An 18,995-nucleotide genomic window follows, 5' to 3' on the forward strand; every position below is an offset into this window, starting at 1 on the left:
GCGTGCTCATACGACTGCTGAGGACCTACCTCAGGCCCTACCGAAAACCCATCACCCTGCTGGTGCTGCTGCAGTTGCTGCAGACCTGCGCCTCCCTCTACCTGCCCACGCTCAACGCCCACATCATCGACAAGGGCGTCGTCGAGGGGGACACCGGTTACATCCTGTCCTTCGGCGGCGTGATGATCGGCGTCTCGCTGGCGCAGGTCGTGTGCAACATCGGCGCCGTGTACTACGGCGCCCGGACCGCTTCCGCGGTCGGCCGGGACCTGCGGGCGGCCGTCTTCGACCGGGTGCAGTCCTTCTCCGCCCGCGAGGTCGGCCATTTCGGCGCGCCCTCGCTGATCACCCGGACGACGAACGACGTCCAGCAGATCCAGATGCTCGCCCTGATGACGTTCACGCTGATGGTGTCGGCGCCCATCATGTGCGTGGGCGGCATCGTGCTGGCGCTCGGTCTGGACGTGCCGCTGTCCTCCGTGCTGGTCGCCGTGGTGCCGGTGCTGGGCATCTGCGTGACGGTGATCGTGCTGCGGCTGCGGCCGCTGTTCCGGTCCATGCAGGTGAAGCTGGACACCGTGAACCGGGTGCTGCGCGAGCAGATCACCGGCAACCGGGTGATCCGCGCCTTCGTCCGCGACGAGTACGAGCAGCAGCGGTTCCGGCAGGCCAACAGCGACCTCACGAACATCTCGCTGAAGGCCGGCAACCAGCTCGCGCTGATGTTCCCGGTGGTCATGACGACGGTGAACCTGTCGTCGATCGCGGTGGTCTGGTTCGGCGCCCACCGGATCGACGACGGCCAGATGCAGATCGGCGATCTGACCGCGTTCCTCGCCTATCTCATGCAGATCGTCATGTCCGTCATGATGGCCACCTTCATGTTCATGATGGTGCCGCGCGCCGAGGTGTGCGCCGAGCGCGTCCAGGAGGTGCTGGGCACGTCGTCGTCCGTGGTGCCGCCGCTCGCGCCGGTCACCGAGCTGCGGCGGCACGGGCATCTGGAGATCCGGGGGGCCGGGTTCCGGTATCCCGGCGCCGAGGAGCCCGTCCTGAAGGCCGTGGAGTTGGTGGCGCTGCCCGGTGAGACGACCGCGGTGATCGGCTCGACCGGCAGCGGCAAGTCCACGCTGCTCGGGCTGGTGCCCCGGCTGTTCGACGCCACCGAGGGCGAGGTGCTCGTCGACGGGGTGGCCGTCGCGGACGTCGATCCGGTGCTGCTGGCGAAGACCGTCGGGCTGGTGCCGCAGAAGCCGTACCTGTTCGCGGGCACGGTCGCCACCAACCTGCGCTACGGCAATCCGGACGCCACCGACGAGGAGCTGTGGCACGCGCTGGAGGTGGCGCAGGCCAAGGAGTTCGTGAGCGGGCTGGAGAACGGGCTGGACTCCCCGATCGCGCAGGGCGGGACGAACGTCTCCGGCGGTCAGCGGCAGCGGCTCGCGATCGCCCGGACGCTCGTGCAGCGGCCGGAGATCTACCTCTTCGACGACTCCTTCTCCGCCCTCGACTACGCCACCGACGCGGCGCTGCGGGCGGCGCTGGCGCGGGAGACCGCCGAGGCGACCGTCGTGATCGTCGCGCAGCGGGTGGCGACCATCCGCGACGCCGACCGGATCATCGTCCTCGACGCGGGCCGGGTCGTCGGCACGGGCACGCACGGCGCGCTGATGGCGGACAACGAGACCTATCGGGAGATCGTGCTCTCCCAGCTCACGGAAGCGGAGGCAGCCTGATGGCCGGGTCCATGGGGCGCATGATGGCCGGCGCCGGTCCCGAGAGCCGCACGCTGGACTTCAAGGTGTCCGGCCGGCGGCTGCTCGCCCACTTCAAGCCGGAACGGCTCACGCTCGTCGCGATGCTGGTCTGCACGGTGCTCAGCGTCGGCCTCAACGTGGTCGGGCCGAAGATCCTCGGCCAGGCCACCGACCTGGTGTTCGCGGGCATCGTCGGCCGGGAGATGCCGGCCGGGGCGAGCAAGCAGCAGGTGCTCGACTCGATGCGGGCGCGCGGCGAGGGCAGTGTCGCCGACATGCTCCGCAGTACGGACTTCACGCCGGGCCAGGGCATCGACTTCGGCCAGGTCGCCCGGGTCCTGGTGTTCGCGCTCGTCGTGTTCCTCGTCTCCGGTCTGCTGATGGCGGTGGGGACGCGGCTGGTCAACCGGGCCGTCAACCGGACGATGTTCCGGATGCGCGAGGACGTGCAGACGAAGCTGTCGCGGCTGCCGCTGTCGTACTTCGACAAGCGGCAGCGCGGCGAGGTGCTGTCGCGGGCGACGAACGACATCGACAACATCGGGCAGACGCTCCAGCAGTCGATGGGCCAGCTCGTCAACTCGCTGCTGACGATCGTCGGCGTGCTGGCGATGATGTTCTGGGTGTCGTGGCTCCTCGCGCTGGTCGCGCTGGTGACGGTGCCGCTGTCGGCGGTCGTCGCGACGCGGGTCGGCAAGCGGTCGCAGCCGCACTTCGTGCAGCAGTGGCGCACCACCGGCAAGCTGAACGCCCACATCGAGGAGATGTACACCGGTCACACGCTGGTGAAGGTGTTCGGCCGCCAGGAGGAGTCGGCGGAGCAGTTCGCCGAGCAGAACGACGCGCTGTACGAGGCCGGGTTCAAGGCGCAGTTCAACAGCGGGGTCATGCAGCCGCTGATGATGTTCGTGTCGAACCTCAACTACGTGCTGGTGGCGGTCGTCGGCGGGCTGCGCGTCGCGTCGGGCTCGCTGTCCATCGGTGACGTGCAGGCGTTCATCCAGTACTCGCGCCAGTTCTCGATGCCGCTGACGCAGGTCGCGTCGATGGCGAACCTGGTGCAGTCGGGCGTCGCCTCGGCGGAACGAGTCTTCGAACTCCTGGACGCCGAGGAGCAGGAGGCGGATCCGGTGGCGGCGAAGCGGCCGGCGGAGCTGCGCGGGCTGGTGGCGCTGGAGGGCGTGTCCTTCCGGTACGACCCGCAGAAGCCGCTGATCGAGGACCTGTCGCTGACGGTGGAGCCCGGCCACACGGTCGCCATCGTCGGCCCGACGGGCGCCGGCAAGACGACCCTGGTGAACCTCCTCATGCGGTTCTACGACGTCTCCGGCGGGCGCATCACCCTCGACGGCGTCGACATCGCCACGATGACCCGCGACGACCTGCGCGCCGGCATCGGCATGGTCCTCCAGGACACCTGGCTGTTCGGCGGCACCATCGCGGAGAACATCGCGTACGGGGCGGCGCGGGAGGTCACCCGGGGCGAGATCGAGGAGGCGGCGCGGGCCGCGCACGCCGACCGGTTTGTGCGGACCCTTCCCGACGGCTACGACACCGTGATCGACGACGAGGGCAGCGGGGTCAGCGCCGGTGAGAAGCAGTTGATCACCATCGCGCGGGCGTTCCTGTCCGACCCGGTGATCCTGGTGCTCGACGAGGCCACCAGCTCCGTCGACACCCGCACCGAGGTGCTGATCCAGAAGGCGATGGCGAAACTGGCCCACGGGCGTACGTCGTTCGTGATCGCGCACCGCCTGTCGACCATCCGGGACGCCGACACGATCCTGGTGATGGAGAACGGCTCGATCGTCGAACAGGGCGCCCACGCCGAGCTGTTGGCGGCCGACGGGGCGTATGCGCGGCTGTACAAGGCGCAGTTCGCGGAGGCGGTGGCGGAAGTCGACTGAGGCTGTGGTCCTTTGGGGCCGTGGGGCCGCTCACGTTCGCGTGAGCGGCCCCCTTTCCGCCCGGCCCTCAGTCCAGGTAGCCCCTCAGTTGGTCCGCGAAGGCGTGGTCGCGGAGTTTGTTGAGGGTCTTGGACTCGATCTGCCGGATCCGCTCGCGGGTCACGCCGAAGATGCGGCCGATCTCCTCCAGGGTGCGCGGGCGGCCGTCGGCGAGGCCGTAGCGGAGTTGGACGACCTTCCGCTCGCGTTCGCCGAGCGTGGAGAGCACGGCCTCCAGGTGTTCGCGCAGCAGCAGGAAGGCCGCCGACTCGACGGGGCTGGCCGCGTCGCCGTCCTCGATGAGGTCGCCGAGGGCCACGTCGTCCTCCTCGCCCACCGGGGCGTGCAGGGAGACCGGCTCCTGGGCCAGGCGCAGGACCTCGCCGACGCGTTCGGGCGGCAGGTCCAGTTGGGCGGCGACCTCTTCGGGGGTCGGTTCGTAGCCGCGCTCCTGGAGCATGCGGCGCTGGACGCGCACGACCCGGTTGATGAGTTCGACGACGTGGACCGGGACGCGGATGGTGCGGGCCTGGTCGGCCAGCGCCCGGGACATGGCCTGCCGGATCCACCAGGTGGCGTACGTGGAGAACTTGTAGCCGCGGGCGTAGTCGAACTTCTCGACCGCCCGGATCAGGCCGAGGTTGCCCTCCTGGACCAGGTCGAGCATGGTGAGCCCGCGCCCGATGTACCGCTTGGCGACGGAGACCACGAGCCGCAGGTTGGCCTCGATCAGCCGGCGCTTGGCCATCCGACCCATGACGACCAACCGGTCGAGATCCAGGGCGAGTTGACTGTCCGGGTCGGGGGCGCCGCCGAGTTTCTCCTCGGCGAACAGGCCCGCCTCCACGCACCGGGCGAGCTCGACCTCCTCGGCCGCGGTGAGCAGCGGGATGCGGCCTATCTCGCGCAGGTACTGGCGGAACAGGTCCGAGGAGGGGCTGCTGTTGTCGGCGACGCGGGCGCGGGGCGGGGCGAGGACGGGTTCGGGTTCGGGTTCCGGGTCGTCGTCCAGCGCCTCTGCGGGCTCCGGCTCCGCCTCCGCGTCCGTCTCCGGGTGGTGGGCGGCACGGTGTTGCGGCGGGACCGCGGCCAGGACGTCGGTATCGGCGTCCGGTTCCGTGTCGTCGGTCGTGCGGTCGGTCTGCGTCGGAGTTTGCGTCAGAGTCTGGGTCTGGGTCTGCACGGGCGACCTCCAGGATGATCGCTGCTGAGGTGAGCGGCAGCGGTGCTCCGTGGGCCGCTCCGAGGACTCAGGCACCGGAACCAGTGTGGAGTACGACACATCCCTGCCACGAGGGGCGTGCGGTGACTTTTTGAGTCCGGGCTGTGACGGCGTGTTCAGAGGGCCGAGGCGCCGTGGGTCTGGAGGGCCTGGTCGTACTGCTGGAGGACCCACAGTTCGTTCTGCACGGCGGCGAAGCGGGCCTGGTCGCCGGCCGCGCCGAGGCGGGCCAGTTGGGAGTTGACGTCGCGGATCCGGCGTTCCACGGCGCGGCGGCGGACGGTCACCAACTGGAGCCCCGCGTAGATCTCGTCGACCGTCTTGCGCATGATCGCCTCGACGGCCAGCTCCGTGACCATGGCGCGGACCGTGTCGTCCGGCGCGGTCTCGCGGACCCGCACCAGGTAGTCCTGCGGGTCCTGGACGCCCCACTCGGCGCCGCCCGCGTCCAGGATCGTCTGGCGTACGGCGGCGTAGGGGGCGGCGGTGAACTCGTCGACGCCGTACGCGTCGAAGGCCGGGGCCACCAACTCGGGGCGTTGCAGGGCGAGTTTCAGCAGTTCGCGTTCGGTCGCGTAGACGGGGTTGCGCAGGGTGAGGGCGGGACCGGCGCCGCCGGGGCGGGGGGCGGCCTCGTACTGCTGGGGGGTGCGGTTGCCGCCGGGGGCCGGGGCCTTGCCGCCGCCGCGCCGGTGCAGGTGGCCGACGCGGTCCACGACGAACTCCGGGTCCAGGATGCCGACCAGGCCTGCGAGTTCCACGGCCATCTCGCGCCGCGCGGTGCGCTCCTTGATGCGGGCGGCGACGGGGGCCGCCTCGTCCAGGGCCGCCGCGCGGCCGCCGGGGGTCTCCAGGTCGTAGCGCTGCACGATCTGCTGGAGCGCGAACTTGAACAACGGGGTGTGCGGCTGGACCAGTTCGGCGACGGCGTCGTCGCCCTTCGCCAGGCGCAGTTCGCACGGGTCCATGTTGTCGGGGGCGATCGCGATGTACGTCGAGGCGGCGAACTTCTGGTCGTCCTCGAACGCCCGCAGCGCGGCTTTCTGGCCCGCCGCGTCGCCGTCGAAGGTGAAGATGACGCGCGAGGTGCCGTTGTCCATCAGCAGGCGGCGCAGCACCTTGATGTGGTCGACGCCGAAGGCCGTGCCGCAGGTCGCGATCGCCGTCGTCACGCCGGCGAGGTGGCAGGCCATGACGTCGGTGTAGCCCTCGACGACGACAGCCCGGCTGGCCTTGGCGATGTGCGGCTTGGCGAGGTCGATGCCGTACAGCACCTGGGACTTCTTGTAGATCGGCGTGTCGGGCGTGTTGAGGTACTTGGGGCCGTTGTCGGCCTCGTAGAGCTTGCGGGCGCCGAATCCGACGACGTCACCGCCGATGTCGCGGATGGGCCACATCAGACGGCCCCGGAAGCGGTCGATGGGGCCGCGCCGGCCCTCCTGCGCGAGGCCCGACAGGAACAGCTCCTTGTCGGTGAAGCCCTTGCCGCGCAGGAAGCGGGTGAGGTGGTCCCAGCCCTGCGGGCTGTAGCCGACGCCGAAGTGGACGGCGGCGGCCTGGTCGAAGCCGCGCTCGGCGAGGAAGATCCGGCCGGTGTCGGCCTCGGGGCCGGTGGCGAGCTGTTCCGCGTACCACTCGGCGGCGATCTTGTGGGCCTCGACCAGGCGGATGCGTTCGCCGCGCTGGTGGGAGGGGTTGTAGCCGCCCTCCTCGTAGCGCAGGGTGATGCCGGCCTGGGCGGCGAGGCGCTCGACGACCTCGGAGAAGGTGAGGTGGTCGACCTTCATCACGAACGTGATGGTGTCGCCGCCCTCCTGGCAGCCGAAGCAGTGGAAGAGCCCCTTGCTCGGGCTGACCTGGAAGGACGGCGACTTCTCGTCGTGGAACGGGCACAGCCCCTTGAGGTTGCCGCCGCCCGCGTTGCGCAGTTGGAGGTACTCGGACACCACGGCGTCGATCGGGACCGCGTCCCGTACCGCCTTCACGTCCTCGTCGTTGATCCGTCCTGCCACGCCGTGATTCTACGGGGCGGGACCAGCGCCCCCGGAGCGCCTAGGGGACCAGGTCGGCCAGCGGGACGTGCGGGTCCGCCAACGCCTCCGTGTTCACGGGGGTTCGTGACGTGATCAGCTTCTGGATCGGCGCTGTGACGTCCCACACGTTCACGTTCATCCCGGCCAGGACGTGGCCCTCCTTGAGCCAGAACGCGATGAACTCCCGCTTGCCCGCGTCGCCCCGGATCACCACCTCGTCGTACGTCCCCGGCGGGGCCCAGCCGCTGTACTCCATGCCCAGGTCGTACTGGTCGGAGAAGAAGTAGGGCACGCGGGCGTAGGCCGTCTTCTGGCCGAGCATCGCGCGGGCGGCGGCCGGTCCGCCGTGCAGCGCGTTCGCCCAGTGCTCCACGCGCAGCCGGGTGTCGAAGAGGCCGTGCGGGAAGGACGCGACGTCGCCGGCGGCGTGGATGTCGGGGTCGGAGGTGCGCAGCCGGTGGTCCACGGCGATGCCCCCGCCGTGGGCACGCTCGGCCAGCGCCAGCCCGGCCGCCTCCGCGAGGGCGGTGCGCGGGGCCGCGCCGATCGCCGCGAGGACGTCGTGCGCCGGGTGTTCCTCGCCGTCGTCGGTGCGGGCGGCGAGGACCATGCCGTCCTGGCCGACGATCTCGGTGAGCCGGGCGCCGAAGTGGAAGCGGACGCCGTGCTCGCGGTGCAGGTCGGCGAAGATGCCGCCCAGTTCCGGGCCGAGCACGCCGTGCAGCGGGGTGGGCTCCGGTTCGACGACGGTGACCTCGGCGCCGTACTCCCGGGCCGCCGCCGCGACCTCCAGGCCGATCCAGCCGCCGCCGGCGATCACGATGTGGCCGTTGTCGCGGCCGAGGGCGGCCAGGACGCCCTTGAGGCGCTCGGCGTGCGAGAGGCGGCGCAGGTGGTGCACGCCCGCCAGGTCGGTGCCGGGGATGTCCAGGCGGCGCGGTTCGGCGCCGGTGGCCAGGAGCAGTTTGTCGTAGTGGACGAGGGTGCCGTCGTCGCCGAAGCGGACCGTCTTGGCGGTGCGGTCGATCGCGTCGACGGTCTGGCCGAGGTGCAGTTCGATGTCGTGCTGCGCGTACCAGGCGGGCTCGTGCACGAAGACGCTCTCGCGGGGCTCCTTGCCGAGCAGGTAGCCCTTGGAGAGCGGCGGGCGCTCGTAGGGGTGGTCGCGCTCGTCGCAGATCAGTATCACGCGGCCGGTGAAGCCCTCCGCCCGCAGCGTCTCGGCCGCCTTCGCGCCGGCCAGGCCTCCTCCGACGATGACAAATGTCTGATCCGCGTCGACCACGTGATGCCTCCTCGTAAGCGGTTCGCCACATGCGAGCGTCCCGCACGCGGGGGGATGGGGGAAGGGGGACGTGCCCGATCAGCGCGTGCCGGGCCGGGTTCCGGCCCGTTTGGGTGCACACGGCGGGCACGACCGGTCAGCGTCCCGGGCGTGTCGTCAGGCGGGTGTGCAGGGAGCGGGCCGAGGCGTCGGTGAGGGAGGCGATCTGGTCGACGACGACGCGTTTGCGGGCGCGGTCGTCCGGGGCCCGGTCGAACAGGGCGCGGAACTGGGGGTCGAGGCCGTCGGGGGCGCGGGTCGTGAGGGCCTCGGCGAGCTCGCTGATGACGACACGCTGGTCGGCGCGCAGGAGTTCCTGCTCGGCGCGCTGCATGACGTACCGGTCGGCGACCGCCTTGAGGACGGCGCACTCCATGCGCGCCTCGTGCGGTACGACGAGTTCGGCGTCGTAACGGGTCAGGCGGCCCGTGCCGTAGTGGGCGCGGGTGGCGGCCTCGGCGGCGAGGCAGAAGCGCCCGATGAGCTGGCTGGTGGCGTCCTTCAGGCCGGCCTGGGCGACCGCCGTGCCGTCGTAGCCGTGCGGCCACCACTCCTGGTCGAGGAGGCGGTCGAGGGCGGCGGCGAGTTCGGCGGGATCGGTGTCGGCGGGGACGTAGCGGCCGATGGCGACCCGGAAGACCTCCGCGCGTTCCGGTTCGGCGTGCAGGCAGTTGGGGTCGATGTGGCCCGCGTGCAGGCCGTCCTCCACGTCGTGCACCGAGTACGCGACGTCGTCGGCCCAGTCCATGACCTGCGCCTCGAAGCAGGTACGGGTGCCGGGGGCCTCCTTGCGGACCCAGTCGAAGACGGGCCTGTCGTCCTCGTAGACGCCGAACTTGCCGGACGCCGGGTCGGTGGGGTGCGCGCCCCGGGGCCAGGGGTACTTGGTGGCGGCGTCGAGAGTGGCCCGGGTGAGGTTGAGGCCGACGGAGCCCTCGTCGGTGAAGCGCTTGGGCTCGATACGGGTGAGCAGGCGCAGGGACTGAGCGTTGCCCTCGAAGCCGCCGCAGTCCCGCGCGAAGTCGTTCAGGGCCTGTTCGCCGTTGTGGCCGAAGGGGGGGTGGCCCAGGTCGTGGGAGAGGCAGGCGGCCTCGACGAGGTCGGGGTCGCAGCCGAGGGCGGCGCCCAGTTCGCGGCCTACCTGGGCGCACTCCAGGGAGTGGGTGAGGCGGGTGCGGGGCGTGGCGTCCCAGACCTGGCTGCGTTCGCCAGGGGTGACTACCTGGGTTTTGCCCGCGAGTCTTCTTAGCGCCGAGGAGTGGAGGATGCGGGCGCGGTCTCGTTGGAAAGCGGTGCGGCCTGGGCGCTTGTCGGGTTCCGCCGCCCAGCGTTCGGTTGACGGCATGTCGTAGGGCATGTCTCGACAGTAGGTGGCCGTAGTGACAATTGGCGCCTGGTCGTCTGCTGGGTTCTGTGGTCGGGCCCGTGCGGGTCGCTTGTGGTTGCTCGCGCCCACGCGGCGGAGCCGCAAATCGATACAGCCCCGCGCCCCTTAGGCGGCGTTGGCCCTTGAGCCCTTTTCAAGTGACTCGTCGTAGCGGTGTAGCAAGAGGTTGGTCATCGCTTCGTGGGTGCCCAGGGGGGCCGATGCGATCCAGGGGGCCGCCTGCGCGCACTCTGTTGCGAAGCGGCCTGGGGCTGTGAAGCAGGAGGCTATGGCTACGCGGGTGCGGCCTCTTGCCGCCAGGGTGCGGAGGGCCGTCGGGATGGTCGGGGTGGCTGTGGAGGCGTAGGCGGGGAGGACCGGGACGCCCAGGCGCTGGGCGAGGAGGTGGGCGGTGTGGCGGGTGTCGGTGGCCGAGTCCGGGTCGCGGGAGCCGGCCGCCGCGAGGATCACCGCGCTCGTCCGGCGCTCCGCCGCAGTCAGGTCCGTGCGCCAGCCCGCCTCGACGAGACGGGCGTGCAGGGCGTCCACGAGCAGGGGGTGCGGGCCGAGCGGGGCCGCCACGCGCGCGCGTACCCGTGCCTGCGCCGCCATGTCGGGGATGTCCCGCTTGACGTGGTAGCCCCGGGCCAGCAGCAGGGGGACCAGGACGGCGTCCGGTGTGGCGCGGGCGTCGAGGTCGGCGAGGGTGTCCGTCAGCAGCGGCTCGTTGAGCTCGATGTGGCCGAGGTGGACCGGCAGGCCGGGGCGCTGCTCGCGGACGCGGTCCAGGAGCGCGCGGACGGTGCTCAGGGCGCGCGGGTCGCGGCTGCCGTGGGCGACGACGACCAGCGCGGGCGGGCCGGGACGCCCGCGGCGGCGGCCGTCGAGCTGAACGGGGCTTGGCTGGCTCATGTACCCATCCTGACGGCACGAGGTTGCTGTGCCGTTGCCTGACCGTCACGAGTCTTTTCCGGGGGTTCACCTCGGGTGGGGCGGCGGTGTGAGATGTGGTGCGGGGTGAACCGGATCGGTGTTCGGCGCGTCTTGCGAGGCCGGAGGGGTTGTCGATCCGGGGGGACACCGTATGAACATCCGTCTGGCCGTCCGTCGGCCACGGCTGCCGCGCACCCGTGCGGGGCGGCGTCGGCTGGTGCAGGGCGTGATGGCGGGGTGCGTGCTGGCGCTGCTGCCGGCCACCTGGCTGTACGTGTCCACGGCCGACCGGCTCGGTACGACGGCCGACGCGCCGCGCACCGACGTCGCCGTCGTGTTCGGCGCCGGTCTGTGGGACGGCGAGCCGTCGCCGTATCTCGCGCACCGGCTGGACGCGGCGGCCACGCTGTACCGGGCGGGCCGGGTCAAGGTCGTGCTCGTGACCGGCGACAACAGCCGCGAGGACTACGACGAGCCCGACGCGATGCGTACGTACCTCACGGAGCACGGGGTGCCCGACACGCGGATCGTCAGCGACTACGCCGGTTTCGACACCTGGGACTCCTGCGTCCGCGCCAAGAAGATCTTCGGCGTCGACCGGGCCGTACTGATCAGCCAGGGCTTCCACATCCGGCGCGCTGTCGCCCTGTGCCAGGCGGCGGGGGTCGACTCGTACGGCGTCGGCGTCGCCGCGAAACATGACGTGACCTGGTACTACGGCGGTGCCCGGGAGGTCGTCGCGGCCGGGAAGGCGGCCCTGGACGCGGTGTTCGAGCCGCAGCCCCGGTTCCTGGGGCCGAAGGAACCGGGCGTGACGCGGGCGCTGGGCGGCGGGAACCGGCAGGCAGGAGCTACGGCAGGCGTAGGGCGGTCTTCACCCAGTACCTTCAGTTCGTCCTCGGCTACTCCCCCGTCAAGGCGGGCCTCGCCTTCCTGCCGCTGGCCGTCGCCGCGCTCGTCGGCAACGGGGTCGGGGTGAAGCCGGCGGCGGCGACAAGGCGGGGCGGCCCGTGACCGACAGTTCGGTGGAGGAACCGGCACGGGTCGCCTGACCTGGCCCGACCGGCCGTGACGCGCCCGGCCCGGTCCTCAGCCGGCGGTCGTCCAGCCGGGGATCGCCGGGAGCACCTGCTCGGCGACGCGGAGCAGGGCCGCGTCGTCGGGCGGCACGTCGTCCTGACGCCAGATGGCGAGTTCGTAGGAGCCGCCGCCGTCCTTGGTGTCCGGGGCGACCATCAGGCTGCGGGCGACGCCGCCGGGGCCGGTCTCGGACTTGCCGCCGCCGAGGTTGAACTGGATGGCGATCGTCCGGCTCGAGTAGAGCACCGCCGGGTGGCCCAGGATCGTCTTCTTCGTCGCGTCGGTCATCACGTCCTCCAGCCCGGCGACCGGGAGGTCGTCGTAGGACCGCGAGAGCTGCACGGTGTACGTGTCCAGTTGGACGTTCCCCTCGGGGGTGGGGGTATCGGTGCCGCCCTTCAGCCCGACCGTCCCGTCGCTGGCGTAGGCGGTCAGCGCGTGTTCCTGCGGTGTGCCGAGGAGGGTCGGCAGGTCCGCGCGGTTCAGCGCCGTGCACAGTTGCGTCCCGGAGACGCGGTGCGCGGCCCGCGCGGCCTGGTCGGCCTTCTTGTCCGCCGCGTCGGGCGAGCAGGTCGCCGGTTCGGCGGCGGCCTTGGCCTCGTTCTTGCCCACCACGTACAGCCCGCCCCCGAGCGCCCCGACCACGACCACCGCCGCGATGGCCTGAGCCCACGCGTTCGGACCCTTCTCGGGCGCGCCAACTACCTCTGCCATCAACCCTGTTACCCCCGGTACCCCCTGCTCGCGCCGGATGCGCGCGGGGGGAGCGTAACGGGTGATCCAGCCACGGGGAAGCGAGATTCTCCACCACGGGATTCCCGACCGCGGGCTTCCTCACCAGTAGGTCGCATCCAATACGCGCGCGCAGTGCGGATCCGCGTAGTCCGCCGCCATCTGCTCGCCCTCCCCTTCGAGCAGTGAGGGGAGTGCCGCGGTCAGCGCGGTGAGCGCGCCGGTCGTCCGGACGTCGGCGGCGGTCACGCCGGGCAGGCCCGCGACCCGGAAATAGAGCCGCACCCGGTCCTGATCCAGGAAGAGGAAACCGTGCAGGAGAGGGTCGCCCCAGGTCTCGTCGTACGGACGGACGAGGGTCCGCACCAGCCGCAGCCCACGGTCGGCGGCCGTCTCCGGGGCACGGTCCACGACCGCCGGGTCTACGAGGACGAGCGGCATCCCCATCACCGTGCCGACCGCCCCCGACGGCGGACCGCACAGGGTGCGCAGCATGCCGATGACGTCGTACGCGGTCACGCCCTCCTCGCCGACGACGAGCGGGAACTCGTAGAGCGTCAGCTCGCGTGCGGATACGGCGGTCACCGGCCCGACGGCGACCCGTACGGCGTCGGCGTCGCCGGGGGCGGGCAGCACCCCGCGCAGGTACGTCGTCCCGGCGAGCGGGGCGTGGAGGTGCTGGAGCAGGAGGGGGATCAGGTCAGCCTGGTCGTGGGCGGTGTCGTCGCGTTCGGCGTCGTCGTCCATGGGGTCATTGTCGGCCAGGCCTATGCCTACGCCTATGCTTCATCTATCGATATTCGATAGATTGCCATCGTAACTCGATGGATGGAAGGATGAGCCATGGGAAAGCTGGCAGTGGGTGCGTTGCGCGCCGTGCTCGGGGTGGTGCTCGTCGGCACCGTGTTCGTACAGGCGCTGATGCTGTGGACGTTGGTCAGCGGGAACGACCCGGAGGACGGGTCGATGCCGCTGACCGCGCTGCGCGTGGTCACGATCGTGGGCCTGGTGTCGGTCCAGGTCGCCCTGGTGTGCGTAGGGCGGCTGGTGGGCATGGTGCGACGCGGGACCGTGTTCTCCTCCGCCGCCTTCCGGTACGTGGACGGGGTGATCGGCGCGATCGTGGCGGCGGCCCTCGTGTGGTTCACGGTCACGGCCATCAACGCGCCGGGCCAACGCGACGACCCGGGCGTCACCCTCATCATGGGCGGGATCGGCGTGGCCATCCTCGGGGTCGCGCTCATCGTGCTCGTCCTGCGGATGCTGCTCACCCAGGCCGTCGCCCGCGACGTCGAAGCGGCGCGGATGCAGGCCGAGTTGAACGAGGTCATCTGATGCCGATCGCCGTCGACATCGACGTGATGCTGGCCCGCCGGAAGATGTCCGTGGGCGAACTCGCGGACCGCGTCGGGATCACCCCCGCCAACCTCGCGGTACTCAAGAACGGCCGCGCCAAGGCAGTGCGCTTCGCCACGCTCGCCGCGCTCTGCGAGGTACTCGAGTGCCAGCCGGGCGACCTGCTGCGCTGGGAGGCGGAGGACGCGGTGGACGAGGAGGTGGCGCATGCGCCGGCCTAGCCGCGAGTCACCGGGCCTTCGCTCACGAGCGCGGCGCGGAAGGCCAGCCAGGCGCGGGGGGTGACACGGAGGTTGGGGCCGGCGGGGTGCTTGGAGTCACGTATGGCGATGGTGGTGGGGATGTTCGTGGCGACTTCGACGCACTCAGCCACCTTGTCGCTAAATGTGGACTTGCGGTACTCGAAGTTGGGCACGGCTCAGAGATCCTTGCGGAGGGCATGGAGGAACGAGACGGTGTCCCGCTCGCTCAACGAGAGTCTGGCGATTGTCTCGAACAGCTCATCGTAGGACGCAGCCCCCTCCCCGCCTTCAACCCAGGTCTGCGTGAACAGAGTCTCCGAGTAGACAACGTCCATGGCTCCAGGCTCAGCGAATGAGATGACGTTGAACGGACCGTTCAGGCCCTGGTGCGGTCCGCCACCGAACGGAAAGACCCGAAGAGTGACGTTCGGCACCTCAGCCATCTTCACAAGGTGGTCAATCTGCGCGCGAGCGATTTCCGATCCGCCGGGGAAGTTCCGCACCACGGCTTCGTAGATCACGGCCCGCAGCGTCAACGGCGGAGTGTCGCTCAGCCGCCGCTGCCGTTCGAGCCTCGCGGCAACGAACTCCGCATCGGGGTCCTTACGTTGGTTGAGTCCCGTAGCACCTGCGGGAAAGTCCCTCAACGCCATTGTGTATTCGGGAGTTTGCAGCAGACCAGGTACGAAGCCGGGCTGCCATGCCTTGATGGCCGTCGCCGCATTCTCCAGCGTGACGTATTCGTGCATGACGCCCAGCGTCGTGTAGTCGTCCCACCAGCCTTTTGCCTTGCGACGCTCCCGGTCGATTCTTGCCAGTTCCAGGAGTCTGCCGACCACACCGGGGTCGTGAACGCCGTACAGCTCGCACAACGCACGGATGTCCGGGTCGCGCATGGGGACCCAACCGCCCTCCATCTTGGCGACCTTCGTCGTGGAGGCGGTGAGGGCCTTGGCGGCGTGGGTCTGCGTCAGGCCGGCCGTGGTGCGCAACTTGACGAGTTCGCCACCGAGTCGGCGGCCCAGGACGGTGGACGTGCTATGGCCCTGCTGGTTTGCGGTCACGCTCGTGCTCCTCGTGGCATTGATGCGGCGTCAGTCTGACCTGCCGAGGAAGAGCCGTGCAAACCGTTCGGGGGAATTCCTCCGAGAGTAGGTTGCACTGGAGGCGTGCCCCCCTCTACCGTCGGTGACGCACCGATCACAGAGCAGTGGAGGTGAGCGGCATGGCCGCCCCCGATGAGTCCGAGCCCCTCGCGTACGACCGTCTCGACTACACCCCGCTCCCCAGGAGCGTGAGCCTGGCCCGGCGCAGAGCCCACCGGCTTCTCACCGAGTGGGGGCATCCCGAACTCGCCGCCGACACCGCCCTGTTGGTCTCCGAGCTGGGCGGCAACGCCGTGCTCCACGGGTGCCTTCGCGATCGGCTCTTCCGAGTGGAACTCGCCCTCACCGAGCGCTCGTTGCGGATCGCCGTGTCCGACCCGAAGGGTGAACTGCGGCCGTACCCGCGGGAAGCGACCGCCGACGACCTGTTCGGGCGGGGGCTGCTGATCGTCGGGCAGGTCGCCGACCGGTGGGGCATCCGCGAGCTGACCGTCGGCAAGGCGGTGTGGTGCGAGCTGGACCGCCGTGACGGTGTCGAAGCCGTGCGGGTCGACGGCGGTCGGGTCGAGCGGCGTGGCGTGGCGTGAGCTGTCACGCCGTACCCGTTAACGCAACGGCGGCCTCGGTCCCGGGGTTCGGGATCGAGGCCGCCGCGTCAATCGCCCGCGAGACGCGGTCAGTTCACGTTGACCGCGGTCCAGGCTGCCGCTACCGCGTTGTACTCGGTGGTGCCGGTGCCGTAGAGGTCGCGGGCCGCGTTGAGGGTTGCCGTTCTGGCTGCCGCGTAGTTGGTGGACGAGGTCATGTAGACCGTCAGCGCCCGGTACCAGATCGCGCCCAGCTTGTCGCGGCCGATGCCGGTGAGCGTGGAGCCGTTGTACGTCGGGGAGTTGTACGTGACGCCGTTGATGGTCTTCGTGCCGCTGCCCTCCGCGAGGAGGTACGCGAAGTGGTTGGCCACGCCTGAGGAGTAGTGGACGTCGAGGTTGCCGACCGAACTGCTCCAGTAGTCGGCCGAGTTGGCGTCCTTGCTCGGCTTGTCCATGTAGCGCAGGGCGTCCCGGCCGAAGCCGGAGCGGACTATCTCCTCGCCGATGAGGTAGTCGCCGGGGTCGGAGGCGTTGCCCGCGTAGAACTCCACCAGGGTGCCGAAGATGTCGGACGTCGCCTCGTTCAGGCCGCCGGACTCCCCCGAGTAGGTGAGCGCGGCCGTCTTCGACGTGACGCCGTGGGACATCTCGTGGCCGGCGACGTCCAGGCCCACCAGCGGGCCGAGTTGGGTGCCGTCACCGTCGCCGTACGTCATGCAGAAGCAACTGTCGTCCCAGAAGGCGTTGGCGTAGTTGTTGCCGTAGTGGACGCGGTTGTAGGAGCCCTTGCCGTCGTTGCCGATGCCGTTGCGGCCGTGGACGTTCTTGTAGTAGTCCCAGGTCGTGTCGGTGCCGTACTGGGCGTCCACGGCGGCCGTCGAGCGGTCCGAACTCGCCCCCGTTCCCCAGTGGTTGTCGGCGTCCGTGAAGAGGGTCGCGGGGGCGCGGCTGATGCAGATGCCGAAGATGCACAGGTCGGTCTTGTTGGCCGCGTCACCGGTGTAGGTGTTGCCGCGCGTCGGATCCTTGAGCTGGTACGTCGATCCCGAGAGGGTCGTCTCCAACGGGACCGTGCCGCCGTACAGGGACTTGCCGTCGCCCGTCGCGGTCTCGATGGTGTCCCAGGCGTCGATCTGGGCGCCGGTGCGGGCATCGGTCAGGACCGCGCGGGCGACCGGGTTGCCGAGCGAGTCCAGGGCGACGACGTTCGTCCGCCAGGCCAGTCTCGGGGCGCCGTGCAGGGCGTCGACCACCAGTTGCGGCTTGGCCTTCACCTGCTTCAGGGGCTCGCCCAGGTTGGCCGCGCGCAGGGCGTTGACGGCCGCGTCGGCGGCCTTCGGGGCGGCGAGGGCCGGGGTGATGGTCGGCAGCGAGATCGCCGCCCGCGTCGCCCGGTCCGCGTTGCGGTACGTGCCGTCGGGGGCCAGGTGCACGACGAAGTCGCCGCCCAGGACGGGTAGTTGGCGGTACGTACGGTCGTAGCGGACGTGCTGCGCGCCGTCCTTGTCGACGACCACGTCCCGCACGGAGGTGCCCTGTACGGAGGTCAGGCCCAGGGCCGTCGCATGGTCGGCGAGAGCCGTCGCCGCGTGTTCCAGGGCGGTGGCGCGGGTCGGTCGATCGGCCGCGTCGGCGACCGGGGAGAGCACGGCGGCCAGAAGCGTGGCCGTGGTGGCGGCTATGCCGGCGGTGGCGAGACGGGAACCTCGGACGTGCTGCCGTATCCGACTCATCAGTGTCTGAAGTCTCCTCGGGAAGGCGCCGCGGGGGGCGCGTGTGGGGGTGGAGGCGAGGCGAGGCGAGATGAGATGAGGTGCGGTGAGGTGAGGTGAGGTGAGGTGGAGCGCGATGGAGCGCGGTGCGGTGGCGCTGGCTTCGTCCTGACCCCTGGCATTTAAGTGGGCATGACATGTCGTGTCCATAGCGCCTCCACAGGTTCCGTGCGGGGCAGGTGCGGGGGCCCGTGCCGGGTCGGCGAGGGGAGAGAATCGTTTCCGTGACCGGACCCGAACTCCCCTTCTTCGTCTACGGCACCCTCCGCCCCGGCGAGGTCAACCACGACCGCTTCCTGCACGGCCGCACCCTCCGCGAGGAGCCGGCCCGCCTGACGGGCGCGGTGCTGTACCACGGGCCGGGCTATCCCTACGCGGTCGAGGTGCCGGGCACCACCGACAGCGGCAGTGCCAGTGGCATCGGCGTCGGCATCGACACCGGTGTCGCGGGGGATCTCGTGACGGCCGTTCCGTCGGAGTACACGCGCCTGCTCGCCTCGCTCGACCGGCTGGAGGAGTACCGGCCGGGCGACCCGCGCAACCTCTACGAGCGGGTCGAGCGGGCGGTGTTCCCTGCGGACCGCTCCGCGCCCGTGCGCGCCTGGGTCTACGTCGCCGCGCCCGCCGTCGCCGTCCGGCTGCGGGCCCGGGGGAAACTGGTCGAGGGCGGGGACTGGCTCGCGCGGCGGTGACCGTCGCCTCGGTCCGGCGGACCGGCGGTCACCCGTTCACACCCCCTGCGGGCCGTTTTCCGTACCGTGCCGCCACCACGGCGATGACCTGCTGAAACACCGTCACGGACGGACCTGCCGGGCCGGCATCTGACACCCGTTCATCCCATTCCTGACGTCGCATCAGGAAGCGCGCTCGCGCCACTGCGACTTACCTCGGAGCAGAAGGGCAGGGAATCTCGAAGAGCTCGAAGGAGCATCCATGCGACGTACCGTCCGGCTGCTGACCGGTACCGCGCTCGCCGTCGTCGCCGCGGCCGGGGTCGCCGTACCGGCCGCCCACGCGGCGGCCGGTGCCCGGGGCGGGAGCCTGGCGGTGTACCCCGCCACGGCGGTGCCGGGCGGGCACGTGTCGGTGAACACGGCGGCGTGCGGGGACGGCGGGGCGGCGACGGGCGACGCGGGGGCGGTGGGCGCCGGTCGTTTCGCGCTCGCGCCCAGCGCGCACGAGGGTGAGGCGATCGGGCAGTTCCTGGTGCCGCCGAGCGCGCAGCCGGGGACGTACGAGATCGTCGCGGAGTGTGCCGGAGACGGGCGGCGGATCACCGGGGACATGGTGATCACGCTGGCCTCGGACCGGCAGCCGGTGCTTCCGCGAGGAAGTGTGAAGACGGGGGTCGGCGGCGCACTGGGCCCCGACCCCGTACAGACCGCGGCCGGTGTGGCGGCTCTCGCCGTCGCCGCCGCGGGCGGTACCTGGCTCCTGCATCGCCGGGCGAGAGGCGACGGGTTCTGACGGACACCCTCCGCTGTCCGTCAGCCGGTACCGCATGTCCCCGCCCCCTCCGGGTCCGACGCCCCTCGC

The 18,995-nt window shown here is 70.8% G+C and carries 17 protein-coding genes and 1 pseudogene; 8 read left to right on the forward strand and 10 right to left on the reverse strand.

The window, feature by feature from the left end:
• Positions 1-2: 2 nt before the first annotated feature.
• Together BMZ82_RS33360 and BMZ82_RS33365 are read left to right on the forward strand one after the other, a co-directional pair.
• Positions 3-1,736, forward strand: a complete 1,734-nt coding sequence (locus BMZ82_RS33360; RefSeq protein ID WP_093781144.1) for an ABC transporter ATP-binding protein — start codon at positions 3-5, stop codon at positions 1,734-1,736.
• Positions 1,736-3,664 carry an ABC transporter ATP-binding protein gene (locus BMZ82_RS33365; protein WP_093781145.1) on the forward strand — a complete coding sequence of 643 codons (1,929 nt, stop codon included), beginning with the start codon at positions 1,736-1,738 and terminating at the stop codon, positions 3,662-3,664. The genes BMZ82_RS33360 and BMZ82_RS33365 overlap by 1 nt, the downstream gene beginning before the upstream one ends.
• A gap of 67 nt (positions 3,665-3,731) precedes the next feature.
• On the opposite strand, the gene BMZ82_RS33370 is transcribed toward BMZ82_RS33365, so the two are convergent.
• From BMZ82_RS33370 to BMZ82_RS33390, 5 genes are all read right to left on the reverse strand, one after another.
• Positions 3,732-4,886, reverse strand: a complete 1,155-nt coding sequence (locus tag BMZ82_RS33370; protein ID WP_093781146.1) for an RNA polymerase sigma factor — start codon at positions 4,884-4,886, stop codon at positions 3,732-3,734.
• A gap of 155 nt (positions 4,887-5,041) precedes the next feature.
• Positions 5,042-6,937 (reverse strand): DNA primase, encoded by a 1,896-nt coding sequence (gene dnaG, locus BMZ82_RS33375; protein WP_093781147.1) that lies wholly within the window; start codon positions 6,935-6,937, stop codon positions 5,042-5,044.
• Positions 6,938-6,977: 40 nt separating this feature from the next.
• On the reverse strand, positions 6,978-8,243 hold the full coding sequence (locus BMZ82_RS33380; RefSeq protein ID WP_093781148.1) for an NAD(P)/FAD-dependent oxidoreductase: 1,266 nt from the start codon (positions 8,241-8,243) through the stop codon (positions 6,978-6,980).
• Between the two features lie 136 nt (positions 8,244-8,379).
• A complete protein-coding gene (locus tag BMZ82_RS33385) occupies positions 8,380-9,639 on the reverse strand; it encodes a deoxyguanosinetriphosphate triphosphohydrolase (protein WP_093781149.1) in 1,260 nt (419 codons plus the stop codon).
• A 135-nt stretch (positions 9,640-9,774) separates the two neighbouring features.
• On the reverse strand, positions 9,775-10,560 hold the full coding sequence (locus BMZ82_RS33390) for a sirohydrochlorin chelatase (protein ID WP_093781150.1): 786 nt from the start codon (positions 10,558-10,560) through the stop codon (positions 9,775-9,777).
• A gap of 172 nt (positions 10,561-10,732) precedes the next feature.
• Here BMZ82_RS33390 and BMZ82_RS33395 point away from each other — a divergent pair.
• A pseudogene (locus tag BMZ82_RS33395) lies at positions 10,733-11,413 on the forward strand (vancomycin high temperature exclusion protein); the annotation flags it as partial.
• A 257-nt stretch (positions 11,414-11,670) separates the two neighbouring features.
• Here the strand turns inward: BMZ82_RS33395 and BMZ82_RS33400 are convergent.
• Both BMZ82_RS33400 and BMZ82_RS33405 read right to left on the reverse strand, forming a co-directional pair.
• Entirely contained in the window at positions 11,671-12,375 is a 705-nt protein-coding gene (locus BMZ82_RS33400) for a DUF6215 domain-containing protein (RefSeq protein WP_093781151.1), read from the reverse strand.
• A 120-nt stretch (positions 12,376-12,495) separates the two neighbouring features.
• On the reverse strand, positions 12,496-13,140 hold the full coding sequence (locus tag BMZ82_RS33405; protein WP_093781152.1) for a hypothetical protein: 645 nt from the start codon (positions 13,138-13,140) through the stop codon (positions 12,496-12,498).
• 96 nt (positions 13,141-13,236) lie between these two features.
• On the opposite strand from BMZ82_RS33405, the gene BMZ82_RS33410 reads away from it, so the two are divergent.
• Positions 13,237-13,728 carry a DUF2975 domain-containing protein gene (locus BMZ82_RS33410; protein WP_093781153.1) on the forward strand — a complete coding sequence of 164 codons (492 nt, stop codon included), beginning with the start codon at positions 13,237-13,239 and terminating at the stop codon, positions 13,726-13,728.
• On the forward strand, positions 13,728-13,970 hold the full coding sequence (locus tag BMZ82_RS33415; RefSeq protein ID WP_093781154.1) for a helix-turn-helix domain-containing protein: 243 nt from the start codon (positions 13,728-13,730) through the stop codon (positions 13,968-13,970). The genes BMZ82_RS33410 and BMZ82_RS33415 overlap by 1 nt, the downstream gene beginning before the upstream one ends.
• Here BMZ82_RS33415 and BMZ82_RS33420 read toward each other — a convergent pair.
• Both BMZ82_RS33420 and BMZ82_RS33425 read right to left on the reverse strand, forming a co-directional pair.
• The gene (locus BMZ82_RS33420; protein ID WP_093781155.1) at positions 13,967-14,164 is read right to left on the reverse strand and encodes a DUF397 domain-containing protein; all 198 of its coding nucleotides are present in this window, start codon (positions 14,162-14,164) and stop codon (positions 13,967-13,969) included. The genes BMZ82_RS33415 and BMZ82_RS33420 overlap by 4 nt on opposite strands.
• Before the next feature lie 3 nt (positions 14,165-14,167).
• A complete protein-coding gene (locus BMZ82_RS33425; RefSeq protein WP_093781156.1) occupies positions 14,168-15,055 on the reverse strand; it encodes a helix-turn-helix domain-containing protein in 888 nt (295 codons plus the stop codon).
• 161 nt (positions 15,056-15,216) lie between these two features.
• On the opposite strand from BMZ82_RS33425, the gene BMZ82_RS33430 reads away from it, so the two are divergent.
• The gene (locus BMZ82_RS33430) at positions 15,217-15,684 is read left to right on the forward strand and encodes an ATP-binding protein (RefSeq protein ID WP_093781157.1); all 468 of its coding nucleotides are present in this window, start codon (positions 15,217-15,219) and stop codon (positions 15,682-15,684) included.
• A gap of 89 nt (positions 15,685-15,773) precedes the next feature.
• Here BMZ82_RS33430 and BMZ82_RS33435 read toward each other — a convergent pair whose 3' ends face one another.
• Positions 15,774-17,420, reverse strand: coding sequence for a M4 family metallopeptidase (locus tag BMZ82_RS33435; RefSeq protein ID WP_093781158.1), 1,647 nt, complete (start codon positions 17,418-17,420; stop codon positions 15,774-15,776).
• Positions 17,421-17,683: 263 nt separating this feature from the next.
• Between BMZ82_RS33435 and BMZ82_RS33440 the strand changes: the two genes are divergently transcribed.
• Positions 17,684-18,151, forward strand: coding sequence for a gamma-glutamylcyclotransferase family protein (locus BMZ82_RS33440; RefSeq protein WP_093781159.1), 468 nt, complete (start codon positions 17,684-17,686; stop codon positions 18,149-18,151).
• 241 nt (positions 18,152-18,392) lie between these two features.
• Positions 18,393-18,926 carry a hypothetical protein gene (locus tag BMZ82_RS33445; protein WP_093781160.1) on the forward strand — a complete coding sequence of 178 codons (534 nt, stop codon included), beginning with the start codon at positions 18,393-18,395 and terminating at the stop codon, positions 18,924-18,926.
• The last annotated feature ends 69 nt before the right edge of the window (positions 18,927-18,995 follow it).

Source organism: Streptomyces sp. yr375, assembly GCF_900110755.1.
GTDB lineage: Bacteria > Actinomycetota > Actinomycetes > Streptomycetales > Streptomycetaceae > Streptomyces.

What these genes read in the sequence shown, in the direction of transcription:
- BMZ82_RS33385 (WP_093781149.1), bottom strand. Translation starts at nt 9,639, where the DNA reads ATGCCCTACGACATGCCGTCAACCGAACGCTGGGCGGCGGAACCCGAC.
- BMZ82_RS33410 (WP_093781153.1), top strand. Translation starts at nt 13,237, where the DNA reads ATGGGAAAGCTGGCAGTGGGTGCGTTGCGCGCCGTGCTCGGGGTGGTG.
- BMZ82_RS33435 (WP_093781158.1), bottom strand. Translation starts at nt 17,420, where the DNA reads ATGAGTCGGATACGGCAGCACGTCCGAGGTTCCCGTCTCGCCACCGCC.
- BMZ82_RS33445 (WP_093781160.1), top strand. Translation starts at nt 18,393, where the DNA reads ATGCGACGTACCGTCCGGCTGCTGACCGGTACCGCGCTCGCCGTCGTC.
- BMZ82_RS33400 (WP_093781151.1), bottom strand. Translation starts at nt 12,375, where the DNA reads ATGGCAGAGGTAGTTGGCGCGCCCGAGAAGGGTCCGAACGCGTGGGCT.
- BMZ82_RS33390 (WP_093781150.1), bottom strand. Translation starts at nt 10,560, where the DNA reads ATGAGCCAGCCAAGCCCCGTTCAGCTCGACGGCCGCCGCCGCGGGCGT.
- BMZ82_RS33405 (WP_093781152.1), bottom strand. Translation starts at nt 13,140, where the DNA reads ATGGACGACGACGCCGAACGCGACGACACCGCCCACGACCAGGCTGAC.
- BMZ82_RS33415 (WP_093781154.1), top strand. Translation starts at nt 13,728, where the DNA reads ATGCCGATCGCCGTCGACATCGACGTGATGCTGGCCCGCCGGAAGATG.
- BMZ82_RS33430 (WP_093781157.1), top strand. Translation starts at nt 15,217, where the DNA reads ATGGCCGCCCCCGATGAGTCCGAGCCCCTCGCGTACGACCGTCTCGAC.
- BMZ82_RS33365 (WP_093781145.1), top strand. Translation starts at nt 1,736, where the DNA reads ATGGCCGGGTCCATGGGGCGCATGATGGCCGGCGCCGGTCCCGAGAGC.